Here is a 21,434-nt window from a genome sequence, read left to right as displayed (position 1 = left end):
CTATCCCCCAAGAACCACATTCGGGCAGGGCCGCGCGTGACGCCGGCTTCCCGCAGCAGGAGCCTTCATGGCCGGACATTCCAAATGGGCCAACATCCAGCATCGCAAAGGCCGCCAGGACGAAAAGCGCGGCAAGGTCTGGACCCGCATCATTCGTGAAATCATGGTCGCGGCCCGCCAGGGCGGCGGCGACCCCAACATGAACCCGCGCCTGCGGCTGGCCATCGACAAGGCCAAGGCGGCCAACATGCCGGCCGACACGATCAAGAAAAACGTCGACAAGGCCACCGGCAACCTCGAAGGGGTGCACTACGACGAGATCCGCTACGAGGGCTACGGCATCGGCGGCGCGGCCGTCATCATCGACTGCATGACCGACAACAAGGTGCGCACCGTGGCCGAAGTGCGGCATGCCTTCAGCAAGTACGGCGGCAACCTGGGCACCGAAGGCTCGGTGGCGTTCCAGTTCAAGCACTGCGGGCAGCTGATCTTTGCCCCCGGCACCAGCGAAGACAAGGTGATGGAAGTGGCGCTCGAAGCCGGTGCCGACGACGTGGTGACCCACGACGACGGTTCGCTGGAGGTGCTCTCCTCGCCGCACGACTTCGAGGCGGTGAAGAAGGCGCTCGAAGCCGCCGGCCTCAAGCCCGAGGTCGCCGAGGTGACGATGCGTGCCGAAAACACCATCGACCTGACCGGCGAAGACGCCCAGCGCATGCAGAAGCTGCTCGACGTGCTGGAAGACCTCGACGATGCGCAAGAGGTCTATCACAACGCGGTGATCCACGAATGAAGGTCCTCGTGATTGGATCGGGCGGGCGTGAACATGCCATCGCCTGGAAGCTCGCGCAGTCCCCGAAGCTGCAGACTGTTTACGTGGCGCCCGGCAATGGCGGCACCGCGCTCAGCCCGCACCTGAAGAACGTCGCCATCACCGACGTGAAGGCGCTGGCCGACTTCGCCGTCGCCGAGAAGATCGCTCTCACCGTGGTGGGCCCCGAGGCGCCGCTTGCGGCCGGCGTGGTCGACGAGTTCCGCTCGCGCGGCCTGCGCATCTTCGGCCCGACGAAAGCCGCAGCCCAGCTCGAAAGCTCCAAGGCCTTCGCCAAGGACTTCATGAAGCGGCACCACATCCCGACCGCCGCCTACGAGACCTTCTCCGACCTCAAGGCGGCCCATGCCTACGTCGACCAGATGGGTGCGCCCATCGTCGTGAAGGCCGACGGCCTGGCGGCCGGCAAGGGCGTGGTGGTGGCGATGTCGCTCGAAGAGGCGCACCAGGCCGTCGACTGGATGCTCGCCGACAACAAACTGGGCGTGCAGCACAACGCCGGTGGCGCCCGTGTGGTGATCGAGCAGTTCCTGCAGGGCGAAGAGGCGAGCTTCATCGTGCTGTGCGACGGCAAGAATGTGCTGCCGCTGGCCACCAGCCAGGACCACAAGCGCCTGCAGGACGCCGACGAAGGCCCCAACACCGGCGGCATGGGCGCCTACTCGCCCGCGCCGGTGGTCACGCCGAATGTGCATGCGAAGGCGATGCACGAGATCATCCTGCCGACCATCGAAGGCATGGCGAAAGACGGCATCCCCTTCACCGGCTTCCTTTACGCCGGCCTGATGATCGACGAGCACGGCGTGCCGCGCACGCTGGAGTTCAACACCCGCATGGGCGACCCCGAGACGCAGCCGATCATGATGCGTCTCAAGACCGATCTCTTCGACGTGCTGATGGCCGCGACCGACGGCACGCTCGATCAGGTCGAGCTTCAATGGGACCGTCGTGTGGCGCTTGGTGTGGTGATGGCCGCGGCCGGCTACCCGCTCGATCCGCGCAAGGGCGATGCGATCACCGGCCTGCCGGCCGAGGCGCCCGATGCGGTGGTGTTCCACGCCGGCACCACGCTGCAGGGCGAGGTGCCGGTCACCTCGGGTGGTCGCGTGCTGTGTGTCACCGCGCTCGGCGACTCGGTCAAGATGGCGCAGCACCGGGCCTACGAGGTGCTGCAGGGCATCCGCTTCGACGGCGCGCAATTCCGGCGCGACATCGGCCACCGGGCCATCAAGCGCTGATGCTCATTCCAGAGCGGCCGGTGCAGCTTCGCGGCAGCGCGTTGGCTCTGGGGCTGATGCGCCTCCTGGGCTGGAAGCTGGTCTACCACGGGCTGCCGGCACGGCAGGGCGTGATCGTGGTGTACCCGCACACCTCGAACTGGGACTTCCTCTTCGGCCTGTTGGCCAAGTGGTCCATCGGCATCCAGGTGTCGTTCTTCGGCAAGGACAGCCTGTTCAGGTTTCCGTTGATCAGCCACTGGATGCGTTGGCTGGGCGGCTTGGCGGTCGACCGACATGCGCCGCAGGGCATCGTCGGGCAGATGGGCGCGGCGCTGGCGCAGGCGAAGGCGCAGGGCCGCTTCATGTGGCTCGCCCTCGCCCCGGAAGGCACCCGCGGCTACCGCGACGCCTGGCGCTCAGGCTTCTATCACGTGACGCTCGCGGCCGGTGTGCCACTGGGTCTGGCGGCGCTGGACTACGCTCGGCGCGAGGTGCGGCTCGACACGTTTCTCATGCTGAGCGGCGACGAGGCGGCCGACATGGCGCAGATCGCATCCGGTCTCGGGCGCGCCACCGGCAAGCGGCCCGCGCTGGCGGCCCCCATTCGACTGAAACCATGAACACACAAGACGTCCGCACCTATCTGCTGTCGTTGCAGGACCGCATCCTCGGCGCGATGGAAGCCGAGAGCGGCGACCGCTTCGTGAGCGACAGCTGGACACGCCCGCCGGGCGAGCGTCTGCAGGGCGACGGCCTCTCGCGTCTGGTGGAGGGCGGCACGCTGCTGGAGCGGGGCGGCTGCAATTTCTCGCATGTGAAAGGCCCGGCGATGCCGCCGTCGGCCACGGCGCATCGGCCCGAGCTGGCGGGTGCGCCCTTCGAGGCGATGGGCGTGTCGCTCGTCTTCCACCCGCGCAACCCCTACGTGCCGACGGTGCACATGAATGTGCGCATGTTCGCCGCGCTGCCGGCCGACCGCGAGCCGGTCGTGTGGTTCGGCGGCGGCATGGACCTGACGCCGTATTACGGCTTCGAGGAAGACGCCCGCCATTTCCACCGTGTGAACCGCGATGCGCTCGCGCCCTTCGGCGGCGACAAGTACCCGCGCTTCAAGCAGTGGTGCGATGAATACTTCTTCCTCAAGCACCGCAACGAGCCACGCGGCATCGGCGGTGTGTTCTTCGATGACTTTTCCGAGGGCGGCTTCGAGCCCAGCTTCGCGCTGATGCGGGCGGTGGGCGATGCATTCACCGGCGCCTACCTGCCCATCGTGCAACGTCGGAAGGGGCTCGCGTACGGCGAGCGCGAGCGTGACTTCCAGACCTACCGGCGTGGCCGCTACGTCGAGTTCAACCTGGTGTTCGACCGTGGCACCTTGTTTGGCTTGCAATCGGGCGGGCGTACCGAAAGCATCCTGATGTCGATGCCGCCGGTGGTGACCTGGCGCTACAACTGGCAGCCCGAGGCCGGCACGCCAGAAGCCAGCCTGTACAGCGATTTCCTGCGCCCGCGCGATTGGGCGGCGGAATGAAGCGCATCGGGCTCTTCGGAGGAACCTTCGACCCGGTGCACAACGCGCATGTGGCGCTGGCGCGGCAGGCGCTCGACGGGCTGTCGCTCGACGAGCTGCGCTGGATCCCCGCCGGCCAGCCGTGGCAGAAGGCCCGGCAGCTCGCCGCGCCGCAGCACCGCGAGGCGATGGTGCGGCTGGCGATCGAAGGTGAACCGCGCTTCGTGCTCGACCGCTGCGAGATCAAGCGCCAGGGACCGAGTTTCACACTCGACACCGTGCGCGAGCTGCAGGCCAGGACGCCCGACCAGGAGTGGTTCCTCATCCTCGGGCAGGACCAGTACGCCGGCCTGCACACCTGGCGCGATTGGCGCGAGCTGCTCGGCCGGGTGACGCTCGCCATCGCCAACCGGCCCGGCGTGACGCCCGAGCCTCACCCCGACGTCTTGAAGGTGGTGCACCGCATGGTGCCGCTGCCGATGATGGACATTTCATCCACCGCGATCCGCGACCGTGTGGCACGAGGTGAGGCGATCACCGATCTGGTGCCGCCCGCAGTCGCACGCTATATTGATCAGAACGCCCTCTACCAGGGCACCCTCAGGAGCTGAATGGACATCCGCAAACTGCAACGCGCCATCGTCGATGGACTGGAAGACGTGAAGGCCCAGGGCATCCAGGTCTTCGACACCGAGCACCTCTCGCCGCTCTTCGAGCGGGTGATCATTGCCTCGGGCACGTCGAACCGACAAACCAAGGCGCTGGCCTCAAGCGTGCGGGATGCCGTCAAGTCCAAAGGCTTCCCGGTGCCGCGCACCGAGGGCGAAGACAACGGCGAATGGATCATCGTGGACTGCGGCTCGGCCGTGGTGCACGTGATGCAGCCGGCCATCCGCGAGTACTACCACCTCGAGGAGATCTGGGGCGGCAAGCCGGTCAAGCTGAAGATCGACGCCGGGCCGGCGAAGCTGGTGAAGGCTTCGGAAGACGAGGCTCCGGTAGCGAAGAAGGCCGCAGCCAAGAAGGCCGCACCGGCCAAGAAGGCAGCGCCTGCAAAGGCGCCTGCGGCCAAGAAGGCTCCGGCCAAGACCGCGGGGAAGACCACCGCCCGAAAGGCGCCGGCGAAGAAACCCGTCACCGGCAAGGCGGCCGTCACGCGGGTGGTCGGCGTGAAGAAATCGACCACCGCGGCGAAGAAGGCCACCGCGAGTAAGCCTGCCGCGACGAAGGTGGCGGCAAAGAAAGTCGCTACCAAGAAGCCGGCTGCCAAGAAGGCTGCGCCCCAGAAGACCCGCTCACGCGCGTGAAGCTGCTCCTGGTCGCTGTCGGCCAGCGCCAGCCCGCGTGGGCCGACACGGCCTACGAGGATTTCGCCAAGCGCTTTCCACCTGAGATGCGCCTCGAGTTGAAAGCGGTGAAGGCCGAGGCGCGCGGCAGCAAGACGGCCGCGCAGCTGATGGCGGCCGAGGCCTCGCGCATCGAGGCCGCCCTGCCGAAAGGCGTGCGCCGCATCGTGCTCGATGAGCGCGGCGACCGTGTCACCACGGTGCAGCTCGCGTCGCGCATGGAAGCCTGGCAGCGCGACGGGCGCGATGCCGCCATCCTGATCGGCGGGCCCGATGGGCTGGACCCGGCGCTCAAGCGGACGGCCGACGAGACGCTGCGCCTGTCCGACCTCACGCTGCCGCACGCCTTCGTGCGCGTGCTCGTGGCCGAAGCGCTGTACCGGGCGTGGACGGTGATGGTCAACCATCCCTATCACCGCGAATGATGCATTCCTTCATCTACCTCGCCTCGCAAAGCCCGCGCCGTCGCCAGTTGCTGGAACAGATCGGCGTGCGCCATGAGTTGCTGCTGCCCGGTCCTGAGGAAGATGCCGAAGCGCTGGAAGCCGAACGGCATGGCGAACTGCCCCGCGACTACGTGGAACGCGTGACCCGCGCCAAGCTCGCGGCCGCCGTCAAGCGCCTGAAGGCCAGGGGGCTGGCCGCAGCACCGGTGTTGTGCTCCGACACCACCGTCGCGCTCGGCCGCCGCATCCTCGGCAAACCTGCCGATGCCGCCAATGCGGCCTACACGCTGTCGCTGCTGTCGGGCCGCACGCACCGGGTGATCACGGCCGTCGCCGTGGCCGATGGCCGCCGCTCGGCGCTGGCCGTCAACGTCTCGCACGTCCGCTTGGCTGAACTCACCGCGGCCCAGATCGACGCCTATGTGGCCAGCAAGGAGCCTTTCGGCAAGGCCGGCGCCTATGCGATCCAGAGCGCCGCCGCCGCGTGGATAGCCCATATCGACGGAAGCTACTCCGGTATCATGGGTTTGCCTCTGTACGAGACGGCGCAACTGCTGAGACAAGCGCGGGTGCGGTTCTGAAACGCACAGCGTTCGACGACAAGAGACCCGTCCTCCATGCAAGACATCCTCATCAACTGGGCGCCCCAGGAGACCCGCGTCGCGGTGGTCGAAAACGGCGCGGTGCAAGACCTCTACGTCGAGCGCACGCTGGAGCGGGGCCTGGTCGGAAACATCTACGCTGGCCGTGTGGCGCGTGTGCTGCCCGGCATGCAATCGGCCTTCATCGACATCGGCCTGGAGCGTGCGGCCTTCCTGCACGTAGCCGACGTGCACGTGAACGGCGGCAATGGCAACCGCAACGACTCCGCACCGCAGACGCCCATCGAGCGCCTCGTCTTCGAAGGCCAGACGCTGATGGTGCAGGTCATCAAGGACCCGATCGGCACCAAGGGCGCGCGGCTCTCCACGCAGATCAGCATCGCCGGCCGCATGCTCGTCTTCCTGCCGCAAGACGACCACATCGGCATCTCGCAAAAGATCGGCTCGCACGAGCTGCGCGAGCAGCTGCGCACCCGCATGAACGCGCTCGCCGGCAAGCCCGAAGACGGCACGCCCTACAACGGCGGCGGCTTCATCCTGCGCACCAACGCCGAAGACGCTACCGACGAAGAGCTGGCCGACGACATCGCCTACCTTCGCAAGACCTGGGGCGCGATCCGCGAGAAGAGCTTCAAGTCGCCTGCCGGCACGCTGCTGCACCAGGACCTGAGCCTCGTCGAGCGTGTGCTGCGCGACCTGGCCAACGACAGCACGCAGTCGATCCGCATCGACTCGCGCATGCAGTATGAGCAGCTCGTGGCCTTCGGCACCGAGTTCACGCCCGGCTCGGTCGACAAGCTGCTGCACTACAAGGGCGAGCGGCCGATCTTCGATCTCTACAACATCGACGAAGAGATCGAGCGTGCGCTGGCCCGCCGGGTCGACCTGAAGTCGGGCGGCTACCTCATCATCGACCAGACCGAGGCGCTGACGACAATCGACGTCAACACCGGCGGCTACGTCGGTGCGCGCAACTTCGACGATACGATCTTCAAGACGAATCTCGAAGCCACGCAGGCCATCGCCCGCCAGCTGCGGCTGCGCAACCTCGGCGGCATCATCATCATCGACTTCATCGACATGACGCGCGAAGAGCACCAGGCGCAGGTGCTCGCCGAGCTGCGCAAGCAACTGGCACGCGACCGCACCAAGATCACGGTGAGCGGCTTCACGCAGCTGGGCCTGGTGGAGATGACACGCAAGCGCACGCGCGAGTCGCTCGCCCACATGCTGTGCGAGCCGTGCCCGACGTGTGAAGGCAAGGGCCAGGTGAAGACGCCGCGCAGCGTGTGCTACGACATCCTGCGCGAGATCCTGCGCGAGGCGCGGCAGTTCAACCCGCGCGAGTTCCGCGTGGTCGCGGCGCCAGCGGTCGTCGAGATGTTGTTGGACGAAGAGAGCCAGCATCTGGCTGGCCTGTCCGATTTCATCGGCAAGCCGATTTCGTTGACGGCCGAGACGAGTGGTTCGCCCGAGGCCTACGACATCGTGCTGATGTAGGGCGAGGGCGACGTGAAGCTCGAAAGCGGCCCCTTCGGCCGCGTCATCGTCATCGTCACGCGCCAGATCGGCGACGTGTTGCTGACCACGCCCTTGATCCAGGCCGCAAAAGCGCGTTGGCCGCAGGCGCAGATCGACGTGTTGGGGTTCGCCGGCACGCTCGGCATGTTGCGCGGCAACCCCGACGTGCATGAATTCATCGAAGTGCCCGCGGGTTCGGGCTGGCGTCAGGCCCGGGCGCTGCTGCCGCGTCTCTGGCGGCGCTACGACCTCGCGCTGGTGGCCGAAGCAAGCGACCGTGCGCACCTCTACGGCTGGGCGGGTGCCAGGCGCAGAAGCAGCCTCGTGCCGCAGCGGGCGTCGATCGCGTGGTGGAAGAAGTTGCTGAGCCAGCACACCGTCACCATCGACGACGACCGCACACCGACGGTGCTGGAGAAGCTGGCGCTGCTGGCGCCGTGGGGAGCGGTGCCGGCGGCCGTCGACGTGACGCCGCCGCAGGCGCACGACCTTCCGGACGAGCTGAACGCCCAGTTGCGCGACGCACCTGTGGTGGTGCACGTGCCCTCGATGTGGCGCTACAAGCAGTGGCCCGTCAAATATTTCGCCGACGTGATCCAGGCGCTGCTGGCGCGTGGAGAGCAGGTCGTGCTGACCGGTGCCAGCTCCGAGGTCGACCAGGCCCAGATCGCAGGCGTGCGCCACCTGGGCAGCCCGCCGGCGCTGATCGACGTGTCGGGTCAGCTCAACCTGAACCAGGTCACCACGCTGCTGCGCCGAGCGGCGCTGTATGTCGGCCCCGACACCTCGATCACCCACCTGGCCGCTGCCACGGGCACGCCGGTGGTGACAATGTTCGGGCCGACCAACCCGGTGCGCTGGGGGCCCTGGCCGCAAGGTTCGGCGGCGACCACGCCGTGGCAGCGCAAGCAACCGCTCCAGGCGGCCGGCAAGGTGATCATGTTGCAGGCTGCGCAGGACTGCATCGCCTGTGGCAAAGCAGGTTGCGAGGATCACCGCGACAGCCGCAGCGCGTGCCTCGAAGCCCTGGCGCCGCAGCGGGTGATCGACGAGTGCCTGCGTGTGCTCGATGCACGAAAGACAGGCTGAGATGAGTGCCACGCTTCAGCTGTACATCCTCTGCTACAACCGCGCCGAGCTGGCGCGGCAGGCCATCCAGTCGGCGCTGGCGCAGACGGAAAAGCGATTCCAGCTCGTCATCTCCGACAACTCGACGGACGGGAAGACGAAGGCCATGGTGGAGGCGGAGTTTCCGCATGTGGACTATCGCTTTCGCGACCCTCACCTGAAGGCGCTCGATCACTTCAACCTTTGCCTGGCCGAAGCGACGGCCGATCATGTCTGCCTCTTCCATGACGACGATCTGCTCGCGCCGCGGTATGTCGAGAGGGTGCTTGCCGCCGTGGCTCGCCATCCCGGGGTGGCGGCGATCGGGGTCAACGCGTGGATCGCGGAAGAAGGCCGCCCTGAGCGGCTCTCCTTCAGCACCCGCGGCGCTGAGCACCCGGTGCGTGATGCTGCTCAACTCGCCTCGCACTATTTCGCCCGCTACCAGATCGGCATCGCGCCATTTCCCGGTTATGTCTACGCAAGGGCCAGCGTGGACGGCTTGCGCTTCGATCCCGCAGAGGGCAAGTACTCGGATGTGATGTGGTTGCTCCGCGTGGTCGAGCGGGGTGGCATGGTGTGGGTGGTGGAGCCCTTGATGACCTACCGCCTGCATGCGGCCAACGACAGCCGGCAGGAGTCCATCGGCGACAGGCTCCGGCTGATGGCGTACTTCAAACGCCATGAGCCGATCGTGGGGGGGAATCTGCTCGAGGACTTCCGCTTCTTCGTCTACAAGAAGGCGCTCGAACTCGATCGTGCGCGGCTGCGCACGCTGCCGCCGACCCGACGCGAGACGATGATGGGATATCTGAAGCGCTACCGCTGCCGCCGCATGGGCCGCTTCGACCAGCACCTGGCGTTGCTTCGCCGTACACGGCTGCGCATTGCACAACGTCTGGGAGGCAGTTCGTGATGCTGGGCAGCGTGTGGGCCGACGGGCACGCCAACAATTCCTTCTTCCGCGAGGATGACCCGACCCACAGGTTCAACCCGACGCACACCAACCGTGTCTTGCGCGAAGCGTTTGCCCAGCGGGGCATCGAACTCAACACGGCCGACGTGAACGCCGGGCGCGACGTCGATTTCGAGCTGCACTTCGAGGGCAGGGAGCTGCCGCCGAGCCCTGTGCCTCGATTCCTTGTCGCACTCGAGAACCCGTTCATCAACCCCTTGAATGCCGACACGGCCTACTTTGCGAACTTCCGGCGAGTCTTCTCATGGGACCGGCGGTTTTTGGACGTGCCCAACGTGCAGGAGATCGCGTACGGCATCCATTTCGTCGTGCCGCTGTGGCCTGGCTTTGAAGACCGCGACATCTTCAGCTGTCTCATCAACGCCAACAAGCGCTTCAAGGACCCGCTGCCCAACGATCTCTACGTTGAACGAGTGCAGGTGATCCGCTGGCATGAGAAGCATGCGCCTGAAGACTTCCACCTCTACGGTCTGGGCTGGAACAAGCCGCGCCACGAGTCCGGCCTTGCCGGCAAGTTGCGTCGCCGCGTTCAGCGCCTGGCCACCCAGGCCTTCGGCTACCGGCCTTTTCCGTCGTGGCAAGGCGAGCTGCCCGACAAATCGGCGGTGCTGCTGCGGTCGAAGTTTTCTTACTGCTACGAAAACGTGCATTCGCTCAGTGGCTACGTCACCGAAAAGATCTTCGACTCGATGATGAACGGCTGTGTGCCGGTCTATTGGGGCGCGGACGACGTGACGCGGCATGTGCCGAAAGAAACCTTCATCGACCGTCGCCAGTTCCGCGATACGGCCGAGGTCCATGCCCATCTGCGTGCGATGTCACGCCACGAATTCACCGACCGGCAGGCGGCCATCCGCGCGTTCCTCGACGGTGGTGCGCAACGCTTCAGCTCGCGGCGGTTTGCGGAGACCATCGCGGACGGAGTGGTGGCGTCGCTCGCATCCCCGACAATCGCTTGAGTTCAAACTGGATGACTGACATGTTCGAAGCCTTGAGAAGCAAGCTCCGGCGGCGCCGCGGGCTCAAGAATGAGCAGGCCGAATGGGAACGCCGCCGTTTCGCATCGCCGAGCCCTGCACACATCAAGCGCAGCGTGCTGCTGCGGCTCGGCTGGCCACAGACCGATGCCACCTGGGTGGAAACGGGCACGTTTCTCGGCGAAACGGCCGAGATGCTGGCCGCCCACGCGAAGGCTGTCTACACGATCGAACCGGAAGAGAAGCTCTATCGCCAAGCGGCGGAACGGCTGTCCAGCGAGCCCAAGATCCGGGTCATGCATGGTCTGTCTGAAGAGGTGCTGCCCAAGCTGCTGCCCACGTTGTCGGGCACGATCAATTTCTGGCTCGACGGTCACTACTCGGGCGGCATCACCCACCAGGGGCCGGTCGACTGTCCGGTGCGCGACGAACTCAAGCACATCGAGGCCAACCTTCCACGCTTCGGCGATGTGGCCGTGCTGATTGACGACATCCGCTGCTTCGACCCCACGATCGAAACCTATGCCGACTATCCCGACCTGAACGAACTGGTGGATTGGGCGCGCAGGAACGGCTTCAGGTGGAGCATCGAGCACGACATCTTTGCGGCTGTGCGGAAGAAGCCATCAGCCTGAGGCCCGTCCTGTGAAGCTCTTCGATCGGCTGATGTCACGGGCGAGAGAGCCCGACGCGGCGGCCCCGACGGTCGTCACTTTCACGGGCGGCATGGGGGCGCAGATCCTCAGTGCGGCGATCTACTTCGACCTGAAGGACCGGGGGCGCAGGTTGCAGCCGACCTGTCCTACTTCGATCGCCCCGAGGCGGTGGCGGTGGCCGGCCAAGCCGGGGCGTGTTCGCATTGGGGTTGGCAACTCGATCCATTCGGCCTTCCGCTGTCCGCTTTTTTAGGTGGAGAGGTCGTGCCGGCCCGCCGTGCCGTCGTGATTCCCGACGGGGTGGAGAAGATGGCTGTGGCGCTGGCCGCGCTGGAGAAGCCGACGATCCAGGCCCGCTTCCCGATTCCCGCCGGCCTCGATGACCTGCTGGCCCCGCCTGACGCTCGCCCCTACCTCTGCCTGCATGTGCGACGAGGCGACTATGTGAACGTGGCGAGCCACCTGGTGTCGGATGCCGAGTTCATCGGTTCGGCGAAGCGCTTCGCCGGCCTGGTCGCGAGGGTGGTGATCCTGTCCGATTCCGACGTGCCGGCGGCCTTCGTGGCGGCGCTCGAGCCGCATTTCGAACAGGTTCTGGTGCGCGTGGGAATCGGTGCCTTTGCGTCGCACCGGATCATGCGTGGGGCGAGGGTGCTGGTCTGCTCCAACAGCCAATTCAGCCTGATCGCGGCACTGCTGAACCCCACAGCAATGGTGCTTGTGCCCAGGCAATGGTTCGACGGCCGGGACCGCGAGATCGAGGCGCCCATTCACGCCCGGTGCAGCTTCGAACTGCTGGGATCGCTCTCAGCGCGCTGACAGCCACGCCGCGGTGCGGCGCAAGGCATCGTCCAGGCCGATTGGCGCCGGCAGCTGCAAGTCGCGTCGGGCCTTACTGGTGTCCGGGACATAGCGTGCAGGTGTTGCTCCGGAGACTGCTTGTTTCAACACCGTCACACTGGACGCTGACCCCGTGGCCTGGACCACCCGCTCGGCCAGTTGCCGGATGCTGACCGCTTCGCTGCCGCCCACGTTGTAGATGCCTCCGCGCGCCCGATCGTCGAGCAGGATGGTCCAAAGCCAGGCCGCGAGGTCGGCCGTGTGCAGGTAGCTTCGAAGCGGTGTGCCGTCGCCCTGCAGGGTGATGGGTTGCCCGGCCAGCGCGTCGCGCAGGAAGTTGCCGATGGCGAAGTGCTTGTCCAGCGGCAGGTAGGGGCCGACGAAGGCGAAGAGCCGGGCGACCCGCAGGTCCAGCCCGTGTTCCCGTGCGTGGACATGTGCCAGCCACTCGGCGGCCTTCTTGCCAAGGGTGTAGGCCGGTGTGTCTTGCGGGGTCTGGGCGCTGCCCGGATGGTCTTCACCGATGGCGGCAAGCTCGCCCGGCTGGGGGCCATACACCGCGCCAGAACTCACCAGGAGAAGGCTGTCTGCATGGCATCTGCGAGCGAGTTCCAGCACCCGACGGGTGCCCTCAACGCAGGTGTCGAAGGTTTCGATGTCTTGTGCCGCAGCCGCCACGTCGGTGGCGGCGTGCACGATGCGCTGGTAGTGCTCGTCTGGCAGCTCGAAGTGGCGCACGTCGCCTGACAGCAGCGTCACAGGCGCCGCGTCGGCCAGCGTCGGGTGCTGGGCGCGGAAGGCCGCGGGATTGCGCGTGAGCACCGTGACGCGACACCCGAGTTGGAAGTGCCGTTCCGCATCGAGCAGGGTGGCCAGCAGCCATTTGCCGACGAAGCCGGTCCCGCCGGTCAGGAAGAGGTGTTGTCCCTTCAGTCCTTGCCATCGCTCGCCGACCACGGCGCGGGTGTGGTCGAGGTCTTCCTGAGGCAGCGGCGGCAGTGTGCTCACTGCAGGCTCTTGTCGAAAGTGCCCACCTGGACGGCGACGCTCTGCAGGTCGAGCCCGTGCTCCTTCAGCAGGTACTCATAGCTGCCGCAGTGATGGGAAAAGCGGTCTTGCACTCCGACGCGCAGGATGCGCACCGGCGCATGCTCTGCGGCAATCTCGGCAACGAGCGAGCCGAGACCGCCCATCACCGAGTGCTCTTCGAGCACGACCACGCCGCGGTGGCGGCGGCAGATGTCGACGACACTGGGTGAGTCGATCGGTTTGATGCTGGGCACGCTCCACACCTCGGCATCGGGGTGTGCGGTGTGGGTCAGCTCGACCGCCGTGCGCACCATCGAACCCGTGGCGATGAAAGCCAAACGGCCGCTTCCGGCCTTGACCTTCAGCAAGGCTTCGGCGTTCGCAGGGGCCTGCGTGTGCACGTCGCCGCGATCCGACTTGCCCATGCGCAGGTACACCGGCGAACGGCTGTCGTAGGCCTGTTGCATCGATGTCGCGATCTCGAAACGATCGGCGGGCGAATAGACCTTGAGCTGCGGGATGGCCCGCGCGCAGGCGATGTCCTCGGTGCTCTGGTGGCTGGTGCCGAGGTGGCTGTAGACGAAGCCGGCGCCATCGCCGATGAAGATCACCGGCAGGTTGTCATGCGCCACGTCGAGCTTGATCTGCTCCAGCACACGCACCGGCACGAAGGCAGAGAGGCCGTAGACGATGGGGCGGAAACCCGCACGCGCGAGGCCGGCCGCCATGCCGACCATGTTCTGCTCGGCGATGCCGGCGTTGATGTACTGCCTGGGGCAGTGCTTGCGAAACGGGTCAAAGAGCGCATAGCCGTGGTCGCCGGTGAGCAGCAGCACGTTCGGGTCGGCCACTGCCAGGCGCACGAGGGCATCGCTGAAGGCGTTTCTCATGTGGTGTGCTCCGGCAGGCAGGCCAGTGCCTGGGCGTAGGTCTCGTCGGTGAGGCGGGTGTAGTGCCAGATGTTGTTGTGTTCCATGAACGGCACGCCCTTGCCCTTGACCGTCCTGGCAACGAGTGCCTTGGGTTTGGGCGAGGTGCTGGCCTTCAGGCGCACGAGCGCTGCGTCGATGGCCTGTTCATCGTGCCCGTCCACGGTGAGCGCCTCGAAGCCGAAGGACTCGAACTTGGTCTGGATGGAGCCGAGCTTGAGCACGTCTTCGGTGGTGCCCATCGCCTGGTAGCCGTTCTCGTCGACTATGACCGTGAAGTTGCGCAGGTCATGGTGGGCGGCGAAGAGCGCGCCTTCCCAGATCGGGCCTTCGTTCAACTCGCCGTCGCCGACGAGCGCGTACACCTGCTGGTCGGTGCCGCGCAGCTTGGCGCCGAGCGCCAGGCCCACGCCGACCGAGAAGCCGTGGCCGAGCGACCCTGAGGTGACCTCGAGGCCGGGCACCCGCGAGTCCGACAGGCCCTTCAGGTCGGTGCCGTCGCCGAAATACGTCCGCACGGTGGCATCGTCGATCCACCCCAGCTCGCGCATGCAGGCGTATTGCGCCATCACGCCGTGGCCCTTGCTGAGCACGAGGTAGTCACGCCCTTCGGCCTTGGGGTCGTTGCCCGGGTAGCGAAGGTGCTGGCGATAGAGCACGGCCAGCAGCTCGACGATCGAGAACGCGCAGCCGATGTGCACCGTGTTGCCGGCGCGGGCCATCTCGAGCACCGTGCGGCGGAGCGACGAGGGGTCGAATCGTTGGGCCATGGTGCGCTCAGAAGTTGAGACCGAAGAACTCTTCGATCTTCTGCACGATGTAGTCGAGGTGCTCGGTGCCGAGCCCAGGGTACACGCCGAGCCAGAAGGCCTGGTTCATCACGATGTCGGTGCGTTCCAGTGACCCGCTCACGCGGAAGTTGCGGCCGACCATGTAGGGCTGGCGCGTGAGGTTGCCGGCGAAAAGAAGCCGTGTGCCGATCTTGTTCTGGTCGAGGTAGGCGAGCAGGTCGACCCGCTTCACGCCCGACTCGGGCTTGAGCAGCGCGAGGAAGCCGAACCACGACGGGTCGGACTTCGGCGTGGCTTCAGGCAGCTCCAGGAACTCCTTGCACGAGGCCAGCTTTTCCTTCAGGTACTCGAAGTTGCGCTTGCGTGCGGCCACGAACTCGTCAACCCGGTCCATCTGCGCGAGCGCACAGGCGGCCTGCATGTCGCTGATCTTCAGGTTGTAGCCGAGGTGCGAGTAGGTGTACTTGTGGTCGTAGCCGTCGGGCAAGTCGCCACCGAGCTCCTTGTGCGTCCAGCAGAAGCGCTTGTTGCAGGTGTTGTCCTTGCCCGGCGCGCAGTAGCAGTCGCGGCCCCAGTCGCGGAAGGATTCGGCGATGAGCTTCAACTCGGCGTTGTTGGTGAAGACAGCGCCGCCTTCGCCCATGGTGATGTGGTGGGCGGGGTAGAAGCTCAGCGTGCCGATGTCGCCGAAGGTGCCGACCAGCTTGCCGTCATAGGTGGCGCCCAGCGCGTCGCAGCAGTCTTCCACGAGCCACAGGTTGTGCTTCTTGCACAGCGCCGTCACCACGTCGAGGTTGAACGGGTTGCCCAGCGAGGGGGCCAGCATGATGGCCTTGGTCTTGGGGCCGATCGCGGCTTCGATCAGGCTGGCGTCGATGTTGTGCGTGGCGAGGTCGATGTCGACGAACACCGGCACGGCACCGAACTGCAGGATGGGGTTGACGGTGGTCGGGAAGCCTGCGGCCACGCCAATCACTTCGTCGCCGGGTTTGATGGCCCGATCGCCCAGGCGTGGCGAGGTGAGCGCCGAGAAGGCCACGAGGTTGGCCGACGAGCCCGAGTTGACGGTGATGAGGTACTTCACGCCGAGGTACCTGGCCAGGCGTTCTTCAAAGGCGGCGTTGAAGCGGCCGGTGGTGAGCCAGGCATCGAGCGAGGCCTCGACCATCAGCTGCAGCTCCTTGGCGCCCAGCACCTTGCCCGACACGGGCACGGGCGACACACCCGGCTGGAACGGTTTGGCGGCGTAGGTGAGGTCGGCGTACTGCTGCACCAGCGAGGCGATCTGCTGGCGCAGCGCGGTGGTGGCGGGGTTGGCGGCGTCGGGTGCCGCGGCAAGCGGGGCGGCCGCCGGGACGATGGGGATGTTCATGCAGCTTCCTTGGGAGCCGACTGCGCGTAGTGCTCGATCTGCTGGAGGCAGAACGCGTGCATGTCGTCTCGGTTCAGCCAGGCGCGGTGCCAGGCGGCGATGTGTTCGAGGGTGGAGGCTAGGTGCCAACGGGGGCGCCAGCCGAGTTGTTGGCGTGCCTTGGAGATGTCGAGTTTGAGGTAGCGGGCCTCGTGCGGGTGTTCGCCGGCGTCGACCTGCCAGGTCGCGCCCTGGCCCCACGCGTCGACCATGCGCTCGACGATCCACTGCACCGGTCGGGCATCGTCGTCGTGGGGGCCGAAGTTCCAGCCTTCGGCGTGCGCGGGGCCGTCGTGCCAGAGCTTCTCTGCGAGCAGCAGGTAGCCCGACAGCGGCTCCAGCACGTGCTGCCACGGGCGGATGGCGTGCGGGTTGCGGATGCGCACCGGCTCCTTGCGCTCGAAGCTGCGCAGGATGTCTGGCACCAGGCGGTCGACGGCCCAGTCACCGCCGCCGATCACGTTGCCGGCGCGGCCCGAGCCGAGCGCGATGCCGGCTTGCCGCATGAACGAGTCGCGGTAGGCCGCGGTCACGGCTCTGAGCAGCCCTTGCTGTTGCTGTACGGGTCGTGCCCGCCCATCGGCTCGCTCTCGCGGTAGCCCCAGACCCACTCGCGGTTCTCGTAGCACTTGTCGCTGGTGACGTTGACGATGCAGCGCACGCTGCCCACATGTCGTGCGGCTTCGAGCACGTTTACCGTGCCCATCACGTTGGTGGCGTAGGTCTCGACAGGGTCCTGATACGAGCGGCGCACCAGCGCCTGCGCCGCCATGTGGATCACGATCTCGGGTTTGAACTCGTTCATCGCCCGGTGCACGGCGGTGAGGTCGCGCACGTCGCCGGTGATGGAGGTCATGCCATCGGCAACCCGCGCGATGTGGAAGAGCGCGGGTTCGGTGTCGGGTGCCAGCGCATAGCCGCACACCTTTGCACCGGCCGACTGCAGCCACAGCGACAGCCAGCTGCCTTTGAAGCCGGTGTGGCCGGTGAGGAAGACGCGCTTGCCGCGCCAGAAGTCGGCATTCATCAATCGGCCCACTTCTTCCACGGTGCCTTGCCCGAGGCCCACAGCTCTTCCAGCAGGTGCTTCTCGCGCAGCGTGTCCATCGGTTGCCAGAAGCCGTCGTGCTCGAACGCCATGAGCTGGCCCTTGGCAGCGAGGCTGCGCAGCGGGGCTTGCTCCCACACGGTGTCGTCGCCGTCGATCACCTCCAGCACCTTGGGGCTGAGCACGAAGAAGCCGGCGTTGATGGTCGAGCCCTCGCCGTGCGGCTTCTCCTGGAAGCTGCGCACCTGGCCCTGCTGCACGTCGAGCACGCCGAAGCGGCCGGGCGGGTAGGTGGCGGTGAGCGTGGCCTGCTTGCCGTGCTGCTTGTGGAAGGCGAGCGTGGCGCCGATGTCGAGGTCGCTCACGCCGTCTCCGTAGGTGAAGCAGAAGGCCTCTTCGTCCTGGATGTATTGCGAAACGCGCTTGAGTCGTCCACCGGTCATGGTGTGGTCGCCGGTGTCCACCAGCGTCACCTTCCAGTGCTCGGCGCGCTTGTGGTGGACTTCCATGCTGTTGGTCCGCATGTCGAAGGTGACGTCGGAGGTGTGCAGGAAGTAGTTGGCGAAGTACTCCTTGATCACGTAGCCCTTGTAGCCGCAGCAGATCACGAAGTCGTTGATGCCATGCTGGGCGTACATCTTGAGGATGTGCCACAGGATGGGCTTGCCGCCGATCTCGACCATGGGCTTGGGCCGAACGGAGGTCTCTTCGCTGAGCCGGGTGCCGAGGCCGCCGGCGAGGATCACGGCTTTCATGGGGTGGTCTTTCGCATGGTGCGGATCAGGGTGCGGGGGCCGAGGACACGAAGGCGTCGGAATGGAAATGCTGCTCGGCAAGGCCTGCGGCGACGAGCGCGTCGCGGGCGCTGTGGATCATGGCATCGTAGCCGCAGGCATAGACCCGGGTATTGGCCCAGTCGTGAGGGGTTTGCAGCATCACGTCCTGCACGTGGCCGCGGGCGCCTGGCCAGTCACTGCTGGCACGGGAGAGCACGGGCACGTAGCGCTGGCCGGCCGGTGGCTTGCTCGCGTCCCAGTAGTGGTCGGCTTCGACGCGGTTGCCCCAATACACGGTGAGCGACTCGGGCTTCTCGGCTTGCTGCGCCAGTTGTTCGAGCAGTGCCTTGATGGGCGCGATGCCGGTGCCGGTGGCGAGGAAGACCAGATGCACCCCTTCGATCTCGCGCAGGAAGAAGGTGCCCAATGGCCCATGCAGGCGCAAGAGGTCGTTGGCCTTGGCCTGCTCGAACCAGTAGCGGCTCATCACGCCGCCCTCGACCTGGCGGATGTGCAGCTCCAGGTGCTCCTGCGGTGCGTTGGCGATGGAGTAGGCGCGGCGCACGCCGCCGGGGCCGATCACGTCGATGTACTGGCCGGGCTGGAAGGTGAAAAGGCTGTTGGGCGGCAGGCGCAACGTGACCTTCAGCACGTCGGGCGAGACCTTCTCCAAGGTGTGGATGCGGCAAGGCAGGGTGCGTGGGTCGGCGAGTTGCACGTTGCCGAGGTCAACGACCTCGAGCTCCACATCGGTGGTGGCGGCGCGCACGCACGTGAGCACGAAGCCCTGGACACGCTCTTCGGGCGTCAGGCCCAGCTCGTCGTGCAGGGTGTGGGTGCTGCCGCTTTTCACCTTGCCCTTGCAGCTGCTGCACCGGCCGGTGCGGCAGCTGTAGGCCAGCGTCACGTGGGCGCGCAGGGCGGCGTCGAGCAGGCTTTCGCCGTCGGTGACGTCGAACTGCTTACCGCTGGTGGTGCGAGCAATGGGCATGAAAGGGGTCAGGAGAGAGAAGGCGGTATTTTCGCCTCTGCCGCGGGGTGACTCTCAGCGGCGGAATTGCCTCAGCCAGCGTTTGACGCGCCGCACGGCGCGGGAACCGGCGCTTCGGGCGCCGGCCTCGTCCATCTCGTACTGCCAGTTCGACTGATAGACGGCGCCGATGAAGCGCTCGACGAGGTTGGACTCGGTCTCGCCCAGGCGGCGCAGGGTGTTGAAGTGCCAGTCGTGGTGGTAGACGCGGAAGAGCGGCTCGATGGGCGCGAGCGGGATGCTCCGGTAGGCCAGCAGCGACTCACCGTACCAGCGCAGCTCGGAGGGCATCTGCTCGATGGCGTCCCACAGCGTCTGGTTCTTCGGGGCCAGGCGCTGCTCGTACAGGTCGTTCCACACCTTGGCCGACCACGGCACGGGCGTCGGGCCGAAGTCGTAGTCGGGGCCGGTGCGGCCGAAAATCGCTTTGAGCTGCGCGCTCTCGCGACGGAAGTCCTCCTCCACCTTGCGGTAGCCGCGCGAAGACGCCAGTTGCCGGTATTCCTTCGATTCGTGGACATGGCTGTAGGGGGTGGCCTTCGGGCGCCAGGAAATCGGCCCGGCCGAAGGGGCGCAGGAACACCGTGTCGGCGTCGGTGCAGAGGTAGGCGTCGCAGCCGAGGAGTCGCCAGGCTTCTGACTTGACCACCTGCTGCGCCTTGCTGCCCGGCGTGGCCTTGTAGCGGGCGAGCAGGTCGTGCGCGCCGACCTTTGGATGCGCGGCCACCACGGCTTCGTCGCTCACCAACTCGCAGGCTCCGACGGGCAACTGACTGCGGAAGAGGGCGAGGTCGTCGTCCGGCACGATTAGCACCACCGGCAGCTTGTCGCGGTTGTGCGGGGCAATGCTCGCCAGCAGGCGCTGCGAGCGGCGCAGGTCACCGCGGTAGGTCTTGCAGACGATGGGGAAGTCGAGGGCCATGCAATGGGGGCGGCGACGGCGAAAGCGCGATTGTGGCCGAGCGGGACGTGCGCACCGGCCCACCTAGAATCCTCGGCCAGTTTCGACGAGCCCAGCCGATGTCCTATCTCCTGCCTTCACGCCTGACCGTGGTTGCCCAAGCCGGCGGCGTGCTGGAGCGCTTCTGGGCCGAGCACAGCGCCGGCCCGTATGCGGTGCAGGAACTGCCGACCAGCTTGAGCTCGATTGCCGCAGGCGCCTCGGCCGAGGCTGCAGTACGCGAGGCGTTTGCGCAAGCCGAGGGCGTGGTGCTGCTGCTAACCGACCTAGAAGACGCCCAACGCCTGGCCGTGCAACTCAAGCTGCGCAGGCGCCAGCCGAGCGTCGTGATGCGCTGGTGGGACAGGCCCGCCAACCTCAAGCCGACCTACCGCGACCGACTGGTCTTCAACCGCTACACCGGCGTCAACTTCATGACGAGCCGGGCCGACCTGGAAGCCAACGTGCGCCCGCCCAAGGGCGGCCTCGTGGTCGACAACCCGGTGCTGCTCGACCAGCCCGCAGCGCTCGGCGAGGACTCCTGGCACAAGACCATGCGCCACACCCTGCTGGCCCTGACGCAGCCCACGCGCACCGACGTCTTCGGCCATCACAAGCGCAACCACGGCGCCATCAAGCTCACGCTGGCGACGCACTTCTACTGCAACCAGGACAACATCGATACGGTGACGAGCTGGCTGCGCGACTTCACCGTGCTGCCGGCCGAGGTGCTGGACCAGATCCAGTTCGTGATCGTCGACGACGGCTCGCCGCTGAAGTACGACATCCCTGACTTCGACCTCAATCTCACCTGGGTGCGCATCGACCAGGACATCCGCTGGAACCAGGCCGGTGCCCGCAACGCCGCGATGCTGCACGCCCGCGCCGAGAACGTGGTGATCACCGACGTCGACCATGCCTTCCCCGAGCACACGGTGCGCTGGCTGCTCGATCACCCGATCAAGCGGCGCCGCTTCTACAAGTTCTGGCGCAAGATGCCCGACGGCTCGCTGATCAAGGGCCACCCCAACATCTTCTACATGGCTCGCTCGCGCTTCTTCCAGCTGTTTGGCACCGATGAAGAATTCGCCGGAGCCTACGGCGCCGAGGATTACCGCTTCGTCAAGAACTTCAAGAACCACGGCACGGTGCAGTCGCACCTGCCCAAGGATGTGTTCTGCATCGAGCGCCAGCTGGACCGCGAGAAGTCGTACCACTCGCTGGTGCGCGACCTCAGCTTCAACACCGGCGTCGACACGCGCAAGCGCCTGGAGATCGACCACTTCGGCGCGAGCTACGGCCACAGTCGCCACAACTACAACTTCACGCAGACGGTGCTGCTCGACCGCATGCGCACGCCCACCCGCATGCCGCCGCTCGACCGTGGCTGGCGCCAGCGCTGGTGGCTGCGGCAGTTCGCGAGCCTGCTCTGTTCGCGTTAGTGGGG

At 66.5% G+C, this 21,434-nt stretch carries 22 protein-coding genes and 2 pseudogenes; 15 read left to right on the top strand and 9 right to left on the bottom strand.

What is annotated here, in order from left to right:
• Positions 1-67: 67 nt before the first annotated feature.
• The 14 genes from LRS03_RS09585 (at position 68) to LRS03_RS09520 (ending at position 12,012) form a co-directional block, all read left to right on the top strand.
• Positions 68-793 (top strand): YebC/PmpR family DNA-binding transcriptional regulator, encoded by a 726-nt coding sequence (locus LRS03_RS09585; protein ID WP_257825213.1) that lies wholly within the window; start codon positions 68-70, stop codon positions 791-793.
• Positions 790-2,070, top strand: a complete 1,281-nt coding sequence (gene purD / locus LRS03_RS09580; RefSeq protein WP_257825212.1) for a phosphoribosylamine--glycine ligase — start codon at positions 790-792, stop codon at positions 2,068-2,070. The genes LRS03_RS09585 and purD overlap by 4 nt, the downstream gene beginning before the upstream one ends.
• The gene (locus LRS03_RS09575) at positions 2,070-2,672 is read left to right on the top strand and encodes a 1-acyl-sn-glycerol-3-phosphate acyltransferase (protein ID WP_257825211.1); all 603 of its coding nucleotides are present in this window, start codon (positions 2,070-2,072) and stop codon (positions 2,670-2,672) included. Before purD ends, LRS03_RS09575 begins: the two co-directional genes overlap by 1 nt.
• Positions 2,669-3,583 (top strand): oxygen-dependent coproporphyrinogen oxidase, encoded by a 915-nt coding sequence (gene hemF / locus LRS03_RS09570; protein WP_257825210.1) that lies wholly within the window; start codon positions 2,669-2,671, stop codon positions 3,581-3,583. Before LRS03_RS09575 ends, hemF begins: the two co-directional genes overlap by 4 nt.
• On the top strand, positions 3,580-4,173 hold the full coding sequence (gene nadD, locus LRS03_RS09565) for a nicotinate-nucleotide adenylyltransferase (protein ID WP_257825209.1): 594 nt from the start codon (positions 3,580-3,582) through the stop codon (positions 4,171-4,173). Before hemF ends, nadD begins: the two co-directional genes overlap by 4 nt.
• On the top strand, positions 4,174-4,869 hold the full coding sequence (gene rsfS / locus LRS03_RS09560; protein WP_257825208.1) for a ribosome silencing factor: 696 nt from the start codon (positions 4,174-4,176) through the stop codon (positions 4,867-4,869).
• Entirely contained in the window at positions 4,866-5,333 is a 468-nt protein-coding gene (gene rlmH, locus LRS03_RS09555) for a 23S rRNA (pseudouridine(1915)-N(3))-methyltransferase RlmH (protein WP_257825207.1), read from the top strand. Before rsfS ends, rlmH begins: the two co-directional genes overlap by 4 nt.
• A complete protein-coding gene (locus tag LRS03_RS09550; protein WP_257825206.1) occupies positions 5,330-5,935 on the top strand; it encodes a Maf family protein in 606 nt (201 codons plus the stop codon). The genes rlmH and LRS03_RS09550 overlap by 4 nt, the downstream gene beginning before the upstream one ends.
• A gap of 36 nt (positions 5,936-5,971) precedes the next feature.
• Positions 5,972-7,456, top strand: coding sequence for a ribonuclease G (gene rng, locus LRS03_RS09545; protein WP_257825205.1), 1,485 nt, complete (start codon positions 5,972-5,974; stop codon positions 7,454-7,456).
• A 12-nt stretch (positions 7,457-7,468) separates the two neighbouring features.
• Entirely contained in the window at positions 7,469-8,566 is a 1,098-nt protein-coding gene (locus LRS03_RS09540) for a glycosyltransferase family 9 protein (RefSeq protein ID WP_257825204.1), read from the top strand.
• A gap of 1 nt (position 8,567) precedes the next feature.
• Positions 8,568-9,500, top strand: a complete 933-nt coding sequence (locus LRS03_RS09535) for a glycosyltransferase family 2 protein (RefSeq protein ID WP_257825203.1) — start codon at positions 8,568-8,570, stop codon at positions 9,498-9,500.
• Positions 9,500-10,519, top strand: coding sequence for a glycosyltransferase family 10 domain-containing protein (locus tag LRS03_RS09530; protein WP_257829471.1), 1,020 nt, complete (start codon positions 9,500-9,502; stop codon positions 10,517-10,519). Before LRS03_RS09535 ends, LRS03_RS09530 begins: the two co-directional genes overlap by 1 nt.
• Positions 10,520-10,539: 20 nt before the next feature.
• The gene (locus LRS03_RS09525; protein WP_257825202.1) at positions 10,540-11,172 is read left to right on the top strand and encodes a class I SAM-dependent methyltransferase; all 633 of its coding nucleotides are present in this window, start codon (positions 10,540-10,542) and stop codon (positions 11,170-11,172) included.
• A gap of 285 nt (positions 11,173-11,457) precedes the next feature.
• Positions 11,458-12,012: an alpha-1,2-fucosyltransferase gene (locus LRS03_RS09520; protein ID WP_257825201.1), complete on the top strand. Its 555-nt coding sequence runs from the start codon at positions 11,458-11,460 to the stop codon at positions 12,010-12,012.
• Here LRS03_RS09520 and LRS03_RS09515 read toward each other — a convergent pair.
• From LRS03_RS09515 to LRS03_RS26860, 9 genes and pseudogenes are all read right to left on the bottom strand, one after another.
• The gene (locus tag LRS03_RS09515; protein ID WP_257825200.1) at positions 12,001-13,041 is read right to left on the bottom strand and encodes an NAD-dependent epimerase/dehydratase family protein; all 1,041 of its coding nucleotides are present in this window, start codon (positions 13,039-13,041) and stop codon (positions 12,001-12,003) included. The genes LRS03_RS09520 and LRS03_RS09515 overlap by 12 nt on opposite strands.
• Positions 13,038-13,952, bottom strand: a complete 915-nt coding sequence (locus tag LRS03_RS09510) for a transketolase family protein (protein WP_257825199.1) — start codon at positions 13,950-13,952, stop codon at positions 13,038-13,040. The genes LRS03_RS09515 and LRS03_RS09510 overlap by 4 nt, the downstream gene beginning before the upstream one ends.
• Entirely contained in the window at positions 13,949-14,761 is an 813-nt protein-coding gene (locus LRS03_RS09505) for a transketolase (protein WP_257825198.1), read from the bottom strand. Before LRS03_RS09505 ends, LRS03_RS09510 begins: the two co-directional genes overlap by 4 nt.
• 7 nt (positions 14,762-14,768) lie before the next feature.
• Complete coding sequence (rfbH, locus tag LRS03_RS09500) at positions 14,769-16,154, bottom strand: lipopolysaccharide biosynthesis protein RfbH (protein ID WP_257825197.1); 1,386 nt, start codon at positions 16,152-16,154, stop codon at positions 14,769-14,771.
• Positions 16,151-17,220 (bottom strand): annotated as a pseudogene (rfbG, locus tag LRS03_RS09495) (CDP-glucose 4,6-dehydratase). The gene rfbH and the pseudogene rfbG overlap by 4 nt, the downstream one beginning before the upstream one ends.
• A complete protein-coding gene (gene rfbF, locus LRS03_RS09490; RefSeq protein ID WP_257825196.1) occupies positions 17,220-17,996 on the bottom strand; it encodes a glucose-1-phosphate cytidylyltransferase in 777 nt (258 codons plus the stop codon). Before rfbF ends, rfbG begins: the two are co-directional and overlap by 1 nt.
• Before the next feature lie 25 nt (positions 17,997-18,021).
• Positions 18,022-19,008, bottom strand: a complete 987-nt coding sequence (locus tag LRS03_RS09485; protein ID WP_257825195.1) for a 2Fe-2S iron-sulfur cluster-binding protein — start codon at positions 19,006-19,008, stop codon at positions 18,022-18,024.
• A gap of 54 nt (positions 19,009-19,062) precedes the next feature.
• The gene (locus LRS03_RS09480) at positions 19,063-19,512 is read right to left on the bottom strand and encodes a hypothetical protein (RefSeq protein WP_257825194.1); all 450 of its coding nucleotides are present in this window, start codon (positions 19,510-19,512) and stop codon (positions 19,063-19,065) included.
• Positions 19,513-19,591: 79 nt separating this feature from the next.
• Positions 19,592-19,969 (bottom strand): annotated as a pseudogene (locus LRS03_RS26860) (DUF6492 family protein); the annotation flags it as partial.
• A gap of 98 nt (positions 19,970-20,067) precedes the next feature.
• Between LRS03_RS26860 and LRS03_RS09475 the strand changes: the two are divergent.
• Positions 20,068-21,429, top strand: a complete 1,362-nt coding sequence (locus LRS03_RS09475) for a glycosyltransferase family A protein (RefSeq protein WP_257825193.1) — start codon at positions 20,068-20,070, stop codon at positions 21,427-21,429.
• Positions 21,430-21,434 lie beyond the last annotated feature (5 nt).

Origin of the sequence: Rhizobacter sp. J219 (assembly GCF_024700055.1) — a bacterium.
Taxonomy (GTDB): domain Bacteria; phylum Pseudomonadota; class Gammaproteobacteria; order Burkholderiales; family Burkholderiaceae_C; genus Rhizobacter.
Note: the sequence above shows the minus strand (reverse complement) of the source record. Positions and strands in the feature narration are given on the sequence as shown.

Coding starts and splice junctions, on each gene's coding strand:
- LRS03_RS09585 (WP_257825213.1), top strand. CDS start 68: ATGGCCGGACATTCCAAATGGGCCAACATCCAGCATCGCAAAGGCCGC.
- purD (WP_257825212.1), top strand. CDS start 790: ATGAAGGTCCTCGTGATTGGATCGGGCGGGCGTGAACATGCCATCGCC.
- LRS03_RS09575 (WP_257825211.1), top strand. CDS start 2,070: ATGCTCATTCCAGAGCGGCCGGTGCAGCTTCGCGGCAGCGCGTTGGCT.
- hemF (WP_257825210.1), top strand. CDS start 2,669: ATGAACACACAAGACGTCCGCACCTATCTGCTGTCGTTGCAGGACCGC.
- nadD (WP_257825209.1), top strand. CDS start 3,580: ATGAAGCGCATCGGGCTCTTCGGAGGAACCTTCGACCCGGTGCACAAC.
- rsfS (WP_257825208.1), top strand. CDS start 4,174: ATGGACATCCGCAAACTGCAACGCGCCATCGTCGATGGACTGGAAGAC.
- LRS03_RS09550 (WP_257825206.1), top strand. CDS start 5,330: ATGATGCATTCCTTCATCTACCTCGCCTCGCAAAGCCCGCGCCGTCGC.
- rng (WP_257825205.1), top strand. CDS start 5,972: ATGCAAGACATCCTCATCAACTGGGCGCCCCAGGAGACCCGCGTCGCG.
- LRS03_RS09535 (WP_257825203.1), top strand. CDS start 8,568: ATGAGTGCCACGCTTCAGCTGTACATCCTCTGCTACAACCGCGCCGAG.
- LRS03_RS09530 (WP_257829471.1), top strand. CDS start 9,500: ATGCTGGGCAGCGTGTGGGCCGACGGGCACGCCAACAATTCCTTCTTC.
- LRS03_RS09525 (WP_257825202.1), top strand. CDS start 10,540: ATGTTCGAAGCCTTGAGAAGCAAGCTCCGGCGGCGCCGCGGGCTCAAG.
- LRS03_RS09510 (WP_257825199.1), bottom strand. CDS start 13,952: ATGAGAAACGCCTTCAGCGATGCCCTCGTGCGCCTGGCAGTGGCCGAC.
- LRS03_RS09505 (WP_257825198.1), bottom strand. CDS start 14,761: ATGGCCCAACGATTCGACCCCTCGTCGCTCCGCCGCACGGTGCTCGAG.
- rfbH (WP_257825197.1), bottom strand. CDS start 16,154: ATGAACATCCCCATCGTCCCGGCGGCCGCCCCGCTTGCCGCGGCACCC.
- rfbF (WP_257825196.1), bottom strand. CDS start 17,996: ATGAAAGCCGTGATCCTCGCCGGCGGCCTCGGCACCCGGCTCAGCGAA.
- LRS03_RS09485 (WP_257825195.1), bottom strand. CDS start 19,008: ATGCCCATTGCTCGCACCACCAGCGGTAAGCAGTTCGACGTCACCGAC.
- LRS03_RS09475 (WP_257825193.1), top strand. CDS start 20,068: ATGTCCTATCTCCTGCCTTCACGCCTGACCGTGGTTGCCCAAGCCGGC.